We start from the raw sequence: 12,439 nt of genomic DNA, 5'->3' as shown, positions 1-12,439 counted from the left end.
TGCTATTAATGTCTGCTTCTTCCGGTGTCAATTTTTAGCAAAAAGACCAGCGACAGCGTCAAGATGAGCACTTGCAAAAGCTGGTGGTGATGCCTGATCGTAAGCCATTTGCAAGAAGGAGGCTTTTCTCATTAGTCTGATTTGTTTTTCGACAACGGGATCGTAAGAACCTTCTGGAAGATCCACGTTGAAAACAACAATATCTCCAACGGTTTTAACGAATTCTTTTATGTTTTCTGGTCTGGCAAGGAACTTTAAAAATTCTCTCAGTTCGTCTTTATACTTGCTTGCTTCAGAGATACAGAAGTATGTTTGAACAGCACCAAGTACCATGCTTGGGTCACCTTTGCCACCCGGAACCGTTGGGAAGGCGATCACGTCAAGCGGGAAATTCGGGTTGACGCTTCGGATATTTCCTACGCACCACGGTCCCATAAGATACATGGCGGCTCTTCCAGCGATGAACAAGCGTTCGGCATCTCCGTATCCGTATCCAAGGAATCCTGGCTGGAAGGCTTTGTTATCTACGAGTTCCTGTACGTAGTATCCCGCTTTAATGAAAGGCTCGCTGTAGAAAGAAGCCGCCGGCTTCCTTGAAATCGCGTTGGCAAAGGCTTCAGAACCACCGATTCTATCGACAAGGTACATGTAGAAGAAGGAGAGTTCCCATTTTTCTCGTCCACCAACGACTATGGGGATAATCTTTTTGGCGTTGAATTTGTTTATAGCATCTATGAATTCATCCCAGGTCCAGACTTCACCTTTGTCTGCATCAGGAATCTTTACACCGGCCTTCTTGAAAAGATCTGTGTTTATGTAGATATGGCCAACCCAGCTGGTGTAAGGAAGTCCATATACTTTACCTTCGTAGGTGATACCTCCAAGCACGCTCCTCGGGATGAGTTCTAAAGCCCAGTCTTCGTTTAAGAGGTCAGTTATGTCATGTACAACACCCTGTTGTGCGTACGATTTGAATACGCCTCCACCCCATGAGTGCCAGAGATCCGGGGGATTTCCTGCACCAAAAGACGACTGAAGACTGATCTTGAATTCTTCGTCATCAAGGTCGACCCTTATGATGTTTATTCCCGTTTCTCTTTTGAAATCCTCGAGCATTTTGTCTCCCCATGTTACCTGTGTTTTCTCGCCTGCCCATACCGTCCACCATAATGGTCCGCGTGCTCCAAGTACGCTGATTGCCAACAATAATAGGAGTACGATTAAAAAGCTTTTTGATCTCATTTCAACCCACCTCCTGAAGATGTTTGATGCACCGGATCATATTTCTATCCGCGCACCATTTTCATCGAACAAATGAATGTGTTTCAGATTGAAAGAAAGTCCGATAATAGATCCTTCTTCCGGGACCTTATCAATAGGTGTTTCGACAAGAATGGAAGTGTTCGCGAGTTTCACCATAAGGTAGCCAACATTTCCGAGATACTCATAAAAACCCACTTTTCCCCTGCACATAGCTGTTTTGTCATCTGGAGGTACAATTCGAATAGCTTCTGCTCTGATGCCCAGCACCACTTTTCTTTTTCCGCTCAGTTGAGGTGATATTTCCATTGAGGCTCCCTCTCCTTCAAACCTTCCGTCCACGATTTCGCCCTCTAAAAGATTTATGGGTGGATGTCCAACAAATTTAGCAACAAACAAATTCGTTGGTTTATCGTATATTTCGCGAGGGGTTCCTACCTGTTCCACGACACCGTGATTCATAACAACTACCTTGTCAGCGAGAGTCATTGCTTCAGATTGGTCGTGAGTAACGTAAATAGTGGTCGCTTTCACTCTTTTGTGAAGAGCTTTGAGTTCAGAGCGCATTTCAATACGGAGGGCAGCATCGAGGTTAGAGAGAGGTTCATCCATCAAAAAGACCCTTGGCTCCCTCACAATAGCCCTTCCCAGAGCAACACGTTGCTGTTGCCCTCCGGAAAGTTGTGGTGGCCTTTTTTTTAAATAGGGGCGTAAACTCAATATTTCTGCTACATGCATTACGCGCTTTTCTATTTCATGCTTTGGAACCCCTGCCACTTTCAAATTGAGTGCGATATTTTCATAGGCCGTCATGTGTGGATAAAGAGCATAATCCTGAAAGACCATGGCTATATTCCTTTCTTTAGGGCCTATGTTCGTGACCTCTTCATCATTGAACAAAACTTTTCCTTCTGTAGGTTTGTCTAAACCTGCAAGGATTCTTAGCATGGTTGTTTTGCCACACCCTGATGGTCCCAGAATAACGACGAAGGATCTTTCTTCAAATTCCAGCGTGATTCCTTTTAGTGCCTGGAATTTTCCGAACGATTTTTTTACATTTTCCAGCTTGATTCTCATCGCGTTATATCCTCCTAATAGACTTTCTTTCAACTATCTTCAAATCCGGAATAGTTGTGCTCAAAGATGCCTTCCCCATATTTTTCAAAAGAAGTTTTGCGCAAGCTTCACCCATTTCCATAAGTGGCTGTCTTACAGTGGTTAAGGGAGGAATCAGGTATTTAGCGGAAGGAATATCGTCATATCCGATTATTGAAATATCTTCAGGAACACGCATGTTTGCTTCGTTTAATGCCGCGATGCAGCCTTGAGCCATGTTGTCGTTTGCGCAGAATATTGCGGTAAAGCCGCCTACAGAAAGTAGCTTTTTGGTTGCAAGATAACCACTGTCTTCATTGAAGTCCCCTTCTGCGACTAAATCTCTGTTAAACGGTATTCCTGCCTCGGAAAGTGCGCGTTTGTAACCGTCAAACCTTGCACGTCCATCTCTCGTATAGAGAGGTCCTGAAATATGTGCTATTTTCCTGTGTCCGTTTTCTATTAATTTTTTTGTTGCGATATAACCTCCGTATTCATGATCGAAAGCGAGACACTGATCTTCTATTCCTGGAACAACCCTGCCAAGGATGATGAGAGGAATCCCTTCTGCGGATAATTTTCTTATGTCTTCATCTTCGAGAGCTTCCGGGTACATCACGATTCCATCGACCCTTCTATCGATGAAATCCTTTGAAACTTTCATTTCGAGGGCTCTGTTTCTTTCACCACTGGCGATAAGCAATCCATATTCAAAGTAACCAAGCACTTTTTCAATTCCTCGAAATAGAGTTCCGAAAAAGGCCGTATCTATTTCCGTTATGAGTACGCCGATTACATTGGAATGACCGGTTAAAAGCGCCTTGGCATGGGGATTCGGTCTATATCCAAGTTGATTTGCGATAGCGAGGACCCTTTCCCTCACGTCATCATTTACAGGAGCAGTGTTATTAAAAACACGGGATACTGTCGTTGGAGAAACACCAGCAATTCTGGCAACATCCTTGATCCCAACTCTTTTCTTTTTGAAACCCTTTTCACTATTTTTCATAAAACTCATCTCCATAGCAATTTATTGTATATGAAAACCTTTTCATTTAAACTTACGCGAATAAGCTATCATTTTCACTGAATAAAAACCAAACTCGAATTTTCCAGAGGAAATGAGATTATATGCAATCACGAACAAACAGTGCGCTAAATCTGCACAAAACTAATTCAAGCTTAAATATGTGTGGTAAAGATCAGTAATGGTAGAATTTCAAGGGTAATTAAAAGTTCTCACCCACAAAAAAGAATATGTATAATAACTGATTTGAGCCGGTTACCGGTGTATCGAAAATATTGTGTTGGCATGAATTTGCTAATACAACAAAATAGATTAGCTGCATATATAACAAGGGGGAGCTTTTATGAGGTGGGGATTCAGTCTTGTAGAATTATTGATAGTTCTTGCGATACTAGCGGCGCTTGTGACGGCTATCGTTCCCATTCTTGACAACGTACTCGTTAAAGGAAAGGCCATGAGTATCGTCATGGATGCAAGAGCGATAAAATCAGCAGTTCATGCCTATTTTTTTGATACCGGAGATTTTCCGAAAGCCGGATTGGACTTTTATGACCCTGGAACAGAAGATGATAGAGGGTTTAAGTATTTCATTGAAGATGATGGTAGTGGAAAGTGGAATGGACCCTATCTTTCGGCTCTCCCAGAGAATACGCCGTGGAATACCACTTTCAGATACTGGAAAAGTTACATAACCGGGACGGTTTACGATGCTGGGGGAAATCCGCATACCGTAAATAATCTAAAATGTGCGGTTCTCACCATTGGTGGTTTCGATGACGCTGGAACGAGAGACAAAGTCGATGAAAGAATAAGAAAATACATTGGATGGTCTTACGTTGGTTACAGTGACACAGACAAATACTACATATCCGTGATCCTCTGGACAGAAAATGATTGAGCTGAAAAAATCAACAAGGAGGAGCTTAAAAGGCTCCTCCTTTCTGTGATTACCAGGATTTACAGCTTTCAAACGTACGCTGTAAGATCCATTAACCCGTGTCCACTGAGAGTGAAGACTATTACCTCTTCCCGTTTTTCCTCTTTAGCAGCTATTGCTTCTTTTATGGCTCCTGCTATTGCATGGGCGGCTTCTGGTGCTGGGATAATTCCTTCCAATTTTGCAAAGAGCCTTGCAGCTTCGAAAGTTTTTTCCTGATCGAAGCTTTCTGCTTCAATTATCCCTTCATGAACTAAACGCGCTATGATTGGGGCTGACCCGTGGTATCTAAGTCCTCCAGCATGGATTTTTGGCGGTACGAATTCTTTTCCGAGAGTGTACATCTTGATCAGCGGTGTAAAACCTGCTGAATCTCCGGAATCGTATCTGAATTCACCCTTTGTCAATGTTGGACAGGATTCCGGTTCACAAGCCACAAACCGGATGTTCTCTCCAGCAAGCTTTCTTGGAATGAATGGGAGGACCGTTCCTCCGAAATTCGAGCCGCCTCCATGACAGCCCATAACAATTGTTGGCTTTTCGCCAATCAATTCCAGCTGTTTTTCTATTTCTAATCCAATAACCGTTTGGTGTAAAAGAACGTGATCTAGAACGCTTCCGAGCGAGTACCTTGTATTTGGATCAGCCATAACCTCTTCGATCGCTTCGCTTATAGCAATACCGAGAGATCCGGGGTGTGAGGGATCTTGCGACAGAAATTTCTTCCCGCTTGAAGTGAGTTCACTTGGACTCGGTATAACTGTCCCGTCAAATAGGTTCATCATGTATTTTCTCATCGGTTTTTGTTCGTAACTGATACGCACCATGAAAACCTTGACTTCCAGTCCGAATTTTCTTCCGGCGTATGATAACGCGCTTCCCCATTGACCTGCTCCCGTTTCGGTGACGAGCCGTTTGATTCCGTCTTTCGCGTTGTAAAAAGCTTGAGCGAGGGCGGTGTTGGTCTTGTGACTTCCTGTGGGTGATGTGCCCTCGTATTTGTAATAAATGCGGGCAGGTGTCTGGAGATATTCCTCAAGAAAGGTAGCTCTTATTAGAGGTGTGGGCCTGAAGACCACATACTCTTCCAGAACTTCTTCTGGAATCTCTACAAATCTTTCTTCGGTAGCTTCCTGTTCAACAATGGAGGGAGGGAATATCCTCGAAAGTTCCTCCGGTTTCATCGGCTGCTGAGTTGCTGGATGCAATGGTGGATCGAGCTTGAAAGGTAGATCAGCTTTCACGTTGTACCATTTTTTCGGCATCTCCTCAACCGGAAGATTTACTCTGATTCTCGAACGCATCTTTTCACCTCCAAAAAAATAGGGGCTCTCTGTTTAGAGAGCCCCTTAATTGTGGGTAATCCTAATTTCAGCACAGCAGGACTACCCCATTAAGGGGCTTCCTGCCACCACCAGAACCTATTGAATTTTATCTCAGAGAAATTCAGCACTTTTGCTCACCTCTGGACGTGTTTGATATATATTACCAAATTTTGCCTCGTCAAGTCAATGGAAAATCGAGAATCGAGAACCGAGAGTCTGAGAGAGCCGCTTCGCGGCGTTTCGAACCCCTTCGGGATTGATACGACCGGCTATGCACAAGCTACTTCGCAGCGTCAAGAATCCCTTCGGGATTGACACGACCGGCTACGCCGGTGTTACGAACACCTGCGGAGTTGTCGCGAACTGCTTCGCAGTTGACACAGCAGGCAAATCGGCCCTCTGCAAGTCATCCTAAACACCCTACCCGTCATCCTGCCCCCTACCAGTCATCCTGAACTTGATTCAGGATCTCGTACTAAAGCGCAAAGAGCGTGCGCTGATGCTGGGATTGCCTTTGGCAATGACGCTTGGAATCGCTGTCGCGATTGATGCTGGGAATCAGCTCCGCTGATTGATGCTTGGAGCGGCTACACCGCTGACAAAAGGGCACAACCGCGAAGCGGTTCGTGACAACCACGAAGTGGTTCGTATCAACTCCGCAGGAGTTCGTGACAACCGCTTGCGGTTCGCGTCGTTTCTCCAACTGATAGCCTCTGCAAACGTCTGGAGCGTAGCTCCGCACTTCAGCCGTGAAGTGGCTATTTCGTCCTCTCGCTTTCTCGGACTCTCGGTTCTCGATTTCGTTTTTTCTTATTTACGTCGATTTTCAAACTTCATCGTCTTTCATTGCTCATATATGTCCATAATTAGCCTACATTCGCTTTTCTATATTTGATGTATTCATATATAATCACTAATGTGCATTATAAATTATCATATTTGATTATTTGTGATTGATGAGGTGATTATATGCTTACAGATGAAAGGCGCATGGCTATATTTGAATACATAAAAAAGAATTTCAGTGCTACGACCGAGGAATTGGCCGAGCATTTCAACGTTTCAACCAGCACCATCAGAAGGGATCTTGAAAACCTCGCTTCTAAAAAACTCATAAAACGCACACACAAAGGTGCGGTCATAAACTCTCCCCACGCTGAAAGCAGTTTTCTTGTCAACTACAACTATATGAGAGAAGAAAAGAAGCTCATCGCTAAAAAAGCCATGGCGTTTATCAACAACGATGAGTTCATAGCGTTGAGCGGCGGGACCACTTCCTACATGCTTGCCACTGAGCTTATAAACTCAGAGCTTCAAGGTTTAAAGATTATAACTAACTCTATCAACATAGCAACGCTGATCCTTGAGAGCAAGAAGGATTTTGTTCTCATAATGGCCGGCGGGATACCTCGAAAGGGTTCATATGAGTGTGTAGGGGAATTTACATTAAGGACTATAAGAGCATTCAATATCGATAAGTTCTTTATGGGAGTAAATGGTATTTCAATCGAAGGAGGAATTTCTTTTTCAAGTTTTGATGAGGCCTCCGTAGCCCAGGAATTTATGTTGAGAAGCAAGGAGAAGTATGTGATAGCAGACCACACAAAATTTGAAGTTACCAAACCGGCGAGAGTCGCTGAAATTGCAGAGGTTGATGCGATCATTACAGATGCTATACCCGAAGAAACGAAATTTTCCTATACACAACTGGGGGCCAAGATAATTTGATTTTGGGTCTGGAAAAAATTTTTTGGGAGGTGTGGTTTTATGAAGAAAGCCCTTGTTTTTATTCTCACCATGTTGGTAGTGGTTGGGGTGGCTTTTTCGGTTACAACGTTGAATCTTGCTATGTGGGGAAGTCCGGACGAAGAAGCGGTTTATAAGAAGATAATCGCTGCGTTTGAAGAAGCAAATCCTGGAATAAAGGTACAGGTATCCGTTCAGCCGTGGGGAGCATATTGGCAACAGCTCCAGACGAAAATAGTTGCTGGTAGTGCACCTGATGTTTTTGCCGTCAATGGAGGATGGCTTCAGGTATTTGCATCAAAGGGTGTCCTTTTTGACATCACGGATCTTATTTACGGTGATCCTGCCTCAAAGAATCTTATTGAATCTGAACTGTTCCCGGAAGCGGTAAATACCTTTAAGTATCAAGGAAAACTTTATGGTCTTCCAAGAGATTTCAATACATACGTTGTTTTCTACAACAAAACGATGTTTGATGAAGCTGGTGTACCTTATCCTGCTCTTGACTGGACCTGGGAAGATTTCCTTGATATAGCCAAAAAACTTACGAAGGATGTTGACGGTGATGGAAGAATTGATCAATGGGGTGTGATTATTCCAATAAATCCAGACTATTGGATGCCGTTTATCTGGCAGAACGGTGGAGAAATTCTTAACGCTGACAAAACCAAGAGCCTTTTTGATTCTCCACAAAACGTTGAAACTTTCCAGTTCCTTGCTGATCTTATCCTCAAGTATCACGTTTCACCGACCATCTCGCAACAAGCAGCTTTCGGGTGGAATCCTTTCGGTTCTGGAAAGATTGGTATGTATATAACGGGTAAATGGATGGTTCCAACATACAGCACTATCCAGAACTTCGATTGGGATGTCCAGGTCCTACCAAGAGGCAAGAAAATGGCAGCAATAGCCAATGCTGTTGGTTTCAGCGTCTTCAAGAAAACAAAGCACCCAAAAGAAGCTGTAGAACTTCTGAAGTTTATAGCAACGGAAGGACAAAAATATCTGCTTGAGCTCGGAAGCTCTGTTCCAACTTCTAAGAGTGCTGCTTTCTCCTCTGAATTTATGGATCCTACAAAGAAACCTGACAATAAATTCGCATTCCTTATTGAGATACCTTATTCTCATATCCTTCCATTCCATCCCAAATGGAACGAACTCTGGGATGTTTGGTCAAAATATCCTGAGCTCATCTTCAGTGGGAAGCTGTCACCTGAATACGGTGTCAAGAAGATGCACATGGAAATGGAAAAGATCTTGAACTCCAAATAATCATCGTTCAACTAGAATAAGAATATGCGGGGGAAGGGCCGAAACTCTTCCCCCATTATTAAGCACTTGAGATCGAAGGTGATGAAGTTGAGAGGTTGGAGAAAAGCGATTTGGTTTTTGTTGCCTTACTTGTTGGGGTTAGCGATTTTTACTGTAGGACCGTTACTAGCCTCTTTCATAATCAGTTTTCATAGCTGGGACCTGTTTACAGAACCCAAAAGCGTTGGGTTAGCAAATTATGTGAAACTTTTGCACGATCCTTTATTCTGGAAATCGTTGTGGAACACGTTCTACTTTGCGGGGTTGGCAGTACCTGGCGGAATTTTCCTTGGACTGTTGATGGCCGTTTTATTGAACAGAGAACAACCCGGTATGAAATTTTTCCGCTCCTTGTATTTTATGCCGGTATTTACTCCCATGATAGCTGTAGCGATGGTGTGGATATGGCTTTATGAGCCGCAATATGGACTATTCAATTCTTTTTTGGATTTTCTGGGTATTCAAGGTCCTGATTGGCTTGGGGATGAAAAATGGGCCATGATCTCTATCGTTATCATGAGTGTCTGGAAAGGATTTGGTTATAGCATGATAATCTTCCTTGCCGCGTTAAAGGATATTCCGAGATCTTATTATGAGTCAGCAGAGATAGATGGGGCCACCTCGTGGCAGAAATTCTGGAGAATAACGTTTCCGTTGGTGAGTCCGATCACTTTCTTCCTGGTGGTAATGAACTTAATCACTTCTATGCAGGTGTTTGACCAGATGTACGCGATGACCAAAGGTGGGCCAAATGATGCCACGTTGAGCATTGTTTACTATCTCTACAAAAATGGGTTTGAATTCTTCAGAATGGGCTATGCCTCAGCTATTGCCTGGGGCTTGTTTATAGTGATACTTGTTCTTACGCTCATACAACTAAAAGTCCAAAAGAAGTGGGTGTTTTACGCATGAGCAAAAAGCATAAGAGAATTATTCAAGCTTTCATTATATATGTGGTGTTGTCTATCGGCACCATCGCTATGGTTCTACCGTTTTTATGGATGTTCTTTTCTTCCTTTAAAGACGCCAATTCAATTTTTTCCTATCCACCAAAGTGGTTGCCTGACAAGTGGAACTTTAAGAACTACATTGATGTTTGGAAGATAGTTCCCTTGGGCCGATGGTTCTTAAACAGCATTCTGATTGCGGGAACGGTTACTGTAGGAATTTTGTTTGGGTCCTCTCTCGCAGCATATGCATTTGCGAAGCTCAAGTTTGTAGGAAACAAAATTCTGTTCACCATTCTTCTGGCCACGATGATGATACCCTATCAGGTAATTTTAATACCAATGTTTTTGCTTATGAGAAATCTTGGGTGGGTAAATACCTTCAAGCCCATGATAATACCTTCGTTTGCAGGAAGTGCCTTTGGGATATTTCTTCTCAGGCAATTCATAATGCAAATGCCGCAGGATTTATTTGATGCGGCTCGTATTGATGGTGCAAATGAAGGGTTTATATTCTTAAAGATAATACTTCCACTTCTTAAACCTGCCATGGCAACGCTTGGTCTATTTACTTTTATAGGTAGCTGGAACGATCTGATCAACCCGTTGATTTATCTGTACGATATAGAGAAATATACCTTACCACTGGGCTTAACCTTTTTCCAGACTCAGTATGCAGGTTTCTGGCATTATCTTATGGCCGGTTCAGTGATTTCGATCGTGCCGATAATAATTGTTTTCTTCTTCACACAAAACTATTTCGTTGAAGGGATCAAGCTCAGTGGATTAAAGGGGTGATCTGATGAAACGGTATTTGATGATTGTTGTGTTTCTTCTGATCGTGCTTTTTGTATTGGCAGCTCGTGTGAAAATAGATTCTTTTGCGGTTTACTATGGCACGGGAAATTTTGAAAAGTTGAAAAATTTCGATCTTACAATCGTTGCGCCGGGTACATACAGTGCAGATCAACTCGATGAGATGGTCAAAGCCGGGAAATATCCTGTTGTTTATATAAGTGTTGGAGAACTTGCACCTGGAGATCCTGCTTACTTCTCTATTAATCCGAAAGACCTGGGAACAGTGAATGAGATATGGGGTTCAACGAGGGTAGCAGCCAGCAGCAGGGCCTGGAGAGATATAGTGATAAGGCGTATCAGAAGCCAACTCGAAAGAGGGTTCACAGGCATTTTCATGGACACGGTAGATTCAAATCCAGATGGTGTAGGTGCTATGGCAGATTTTATCCGAGAAATCCGCGACACCTTTCCAGACATGATTATCATCCAGAACGGTGCCTTTGACAGACTGGAAAAAACAGGAAAATATATAGATTTCGTTCTCTGGGAAAGCTTTGCTACGACCTTTAACTTCAACACAGCGAGATATGAAAAAGCTTTCATCGATGATCTGTTGATAAAAAGAGTTCAGCAACTTTCAAAAAAGGATGGCTTTGGAGTTTTATCACTGTCATATGCCGCACCTGAAGATAAAGAACTCAGGACTTTTGCGCGGAATTTTGCCAGGAAATGCGGATTCATCCCGTATGTTTCGACACTCTATCTTGAAAGGGTGTATGACGCCGAAACTGAAGAGAAATTCCAGAAGCCTGTCGATTTCCTGGATAACAACGTTTTGGGTATTGATCTCGGAGCACCAGGAGATAGAAGTCAGGAGTTTTACTCGTTTGTGTACGGAGAATGGTCAGACCCTGTTTACGATGGGGGACACAGTTACAGGGAAGCGGGCATCGGCTGGAATAGCTTTGTTGTTCTAACATTGAGAGAAAAAGCAAACACCTCCGTGTACATATTATACAAAGACGAGGTAGGCAATCTCCCAGCTGGGTACGTCTTTTTGATCGGTGAAGGTTCGCTGGCCGGGAACGTGTTTGCAAAAAGGATTTTTCTGAAAGGATTACAACTCGGTTTCTCCGGAGAATACAAACGCGAAAAGATTGATATCTGGGAAGAGGACATTTTCGACATAATGCCTGAAAAAGAAGGTATCCAAATCGCTTTGGGTTTTAGAGGCGTAAAGGTTGCTCAACTGGGTTCAAGCAGCGATATCAAGCTTGCCGAGAAGTTGATAAAGCCTGCGGAGAAAAAAGACTTGTCAATCGAAATTCCCAGTAAACCTGATATTGCAACGATTACCATCTTTTACACTGATGAACCTCCAACTATTGATGGTGTTATGGAAGATAACTGGAAAAACTACATGATAGCCGTTCTCAACGATGAAACTTCTGTTGGCTATCTTGAAAGTCTCTGGGATGGTCCTGAGGATCTTTCAGCGAAGGTCTATTCCATGTGGGATGAAGAGAAACTTTATCTCTTCTTTGATATAACAGATGATCGACTGAGACAAACCCAGCAGGGTGTGAACATGTGGAAAGGCGATCACGTTGAACTGTGGTTCGATACGAGTTTTCTTGATGTTAAAGCAAAACCGGCCAACAATGATGATTTCCAGATAGGATTATCTACCGGTGATTTTGATTCGCTGCCTCCGGAAGCATGGATATGGGTTCCATTTTCAGATGAAGCCTTTAAGGAAATTTGCGTAGCAGCCACGAAAACTGAACAAGGGTACACCCTTGAAGCATCGATTCCATGGTCGATCCTGGGTATGGAAGTCAAAAGCGGTCTGGTTTTTGCTGGTGGTTTTATGGTATCTGACACGGATACAGATGGTCCAAGTCAGGAAACGATTATTTCAACATCGCAGAAACTTCCAGCTAACTGGGGTATGACAAATCTATTCAATAACATTGTATTGGGCAATCGTTAA

The 12,439-nt window shown here is 43.1% G+C and carries 10 protein-coding genes; 6 read left to right on the top strand and 4 right to left on the bottom strand.

Annotated features, from left to right (window positions below; translation table 11 throughout):
* Positions 1-27: 27 nt before the first annotated feature.
* Genes DU53_RS03715 through DU53_RS03705 form a run of 3 tightly spaced genes read right to left on the bottom strand, consistent with a single transcriptional unit; the run spans position 28 to position 3,364 of the window.
* Positions 28-1,242 carry an extracellular solute-binding protein gene (locus DU53_RS03715; RefSeq protein ID WP_063727582.1) on the bottom strand — a complete coding sequence of 405 codons (1,215 nt, stop codon included), beginning with the start codon at positions 1,240-1,242 and terminating at the stop codon, positions 28-30.
* Positions 1,243-1,278: 36 nt separating this feature from the next.
* The gene (locus tag DU53_RS03710; protein ID WP_063727580.1) at positions 1,279-2,337 is read right to left on the bottom strand and encodes an ABC transporter ATP-binding protein; all 1,059 of its coding nucleotides are present in this window, start codon (positions 2,335-2,337) and stop codon (positions 1,279-1,281) included.
* Between the two features lie 4 nt (positions 2,338-2,341).
* A complete protein-coding gene (locus DU53_RS03705) occupies positions 2,342-3,364 on the bottom strand; it encodes a LacI family DNA-binding transcriptional regulator (RefSeq protein ID WP_161484743.1) in 1,023 nt (340 codons plus the stop codon).
* A 361-nt stretch (positions 3,365-3,725) separates the two neighbouring features.
* Between DU53_RS03705 and DU53_RS03700 the strand changes: the two genes are divergently transcribed.
* The gene (locus DU53_RS03700; RefSeq protein ID WP_063727576.1) at positions 3,726-4,280 is read left to right on the top strand and encodes a type II secretion system protein; all 555 of its coding nucleotides are present in this window, start codon (positions 3,726-3,728) and stop codon (positions 4,278-4,280) included.
* Between the two features lie 68 nt (positions 4,281-4,348).
* Here the strand turns inward: DU53_RS03700 and DU53_RS03695 are convergent, their stop codons facing one another.
* Complete coding sequence (locus tag DU53_RS03695) at positions 4,349-5,623, bottom strand: TrpB-like pyridoxal phosphate-dependent enzyme (RefSeq protein ID WP_063727575.1); 1,275 nt, start codon at positions 5,621-5,623, stop codon at positions 4,349-4,351.
* A gap of 990 nt (positions 5,624-6,613) precedes the next feature.
* On the opposite strand from DU53_RS03695, the gene DU53_RS03690 reads away from it, so the two are divergent.
* From DU53_RS03690 to DU53_RS03670, 5 genes are all read left to right on the top strand, one after another.
* Positions 6,614-7,372 carry a DeoR/GlpR family DNA-binding transcription regulator gene (locus DU53_RS03690; protein WP_015868076.1) on the top strand — a complete coding sequence of 253 codons (759 nt, stop codon included), beginning with the start codon at positions 6,614-6,616 and terminating at the stop codon, positions 7,370-7,372.
* Positions 7,373-7,411: 39 nt separating this feature from the next.
* Positions 7,412-8,662 carry a sugar ABC transporter substrate-binding protein gene (locus DU53_RS03685; protein WP_015868075.1) on the top strand — a complete coding sequence of 417 codons (1,251 nt, stop codon included), beginning with the start codon at positions 7,412-7,414 and terminating at the stop codon, positions 8,660-8,662.
* Positions 8,663-8,743: 81 nt separating this feature from the next.
* A complete protein-coding gene (locus tag DU53_RS03680) occupies positions 8,744-9,613 on the top strand; it encodes a carbohydrate ABC transporter permease (protein WP_015868074.1) in 870 nt (289 codons plus the stop codon).
* Positions 9,610-10,446, top strand: coding sequence for a carbohydrate ABC transporter permease (locus tag DU53_RS03675; RefSeq protein WP_015868073.1), 837 nt, complete (start codon positions 9,610-9,612; stop codon positions 10,444-10,446). The genes DU53_RS03680 and DU53_RS03675 overlap by 4 nt, the downstream gene beginning before the upstream one ends.
* A gap of 4 nt (positions 10,447-10,450) precedes the next feature.
* Positions 10,451-12,439: an endo alpha-1,4 polygalactosaminidase gene (locus DU53_RS03670; protein WP_015868072.1), complete on the top strand. Its 1,989-nt coding sequence runs from the start codon at positions 10,451-10,453 to the stop codon at positions 12,437-12,439.

The organism is Kosmotoga sp. DU53 (assembly GCF_001639905.1).
Taxonomy (GTDB): Bacteria; Thermotogota; Thermotogae; order Petrotogales; family Kosmotogaceae; genus Kosmotoga; species Kosmotoga olearia.
The sequence above is the reverse complement of the archived record's forward strand: the minus strand, read 5'-3'. Positions and strand labels throughout refer to the sequence as shown.

Bases quoted from the DNA above. Each gene is read 5' to 3' on its own strand.
- DU53_RS03705 (WP_161484743.1), bottom strand. From the start codon at position 3,364: ATGAAAAATAGTGAAAAGGGTTTCAAAAAGAAAAGAGTTGGGATCAAG.
- DU53_RS03680 (WP_015868074.1), top strand. From the start codon at position 8,744: ATGAAGTTGAGAGGTTGGAGAAAAGCGATTTGGTTTTTGTTGCCTTAC.
- DU53_RS03700 (WP_063727576.1), top strand. From the start codon at position 3,726: ATGAGGTGGGGATTCAGTCTTGTAGAATTATTGATAGTTCTTGCGATA.
- DU53_RS03715 (WP_063727582.1), bottom strand. From the start codon at position 1,242: ATGAGATCAAAAAGCTTTTTAATCGTACTCCTATTATTGTTGGCAATC.
- DU53_RS03670 (WP_015868072.1), top strand. From the start codon at position 10,451: ATGAAACGGTATTTGATGATTGTTGTGTTTCTTCTGATCGTGCTTTTT.
- DU53_RS03690 (WP_015868076.1), top strand. From the start codon at position 6,614: ATGCTTACAGATGAAAGGCGCATGGCTATATTTGAATACATAAAAAAG.
- DU53_RS03695 (WP_063727575.1), bottom strand. From the start codon at position 5,623: ATGCGTTCGAGAATCAGAGTAAATCTTCCGGTTGAGGAGATGCCGAAA.
- DU53_RS03685 (WP_015868075.1), top strand. From the start codon at position 7,412: ATGAAGAAAGCCCTTGTTTTTATTCTCACCATGTTGGTAGTGGTTGGG.
- DU53_RS03675 (WP_015868073.1), top strand. From the start codon at position 9,610: ATGAGCAAAAAGCATAAGAGAATTATTCAAGCTTTCATTATATATGTG.
- DU53_RS03710 (WP_063727580.1), bottom strand. From the start codon at position 2,337: ATGAGAATCAAGCTGGAAAATGTAAAAAAATCGTTCGGAAAATTCCAG.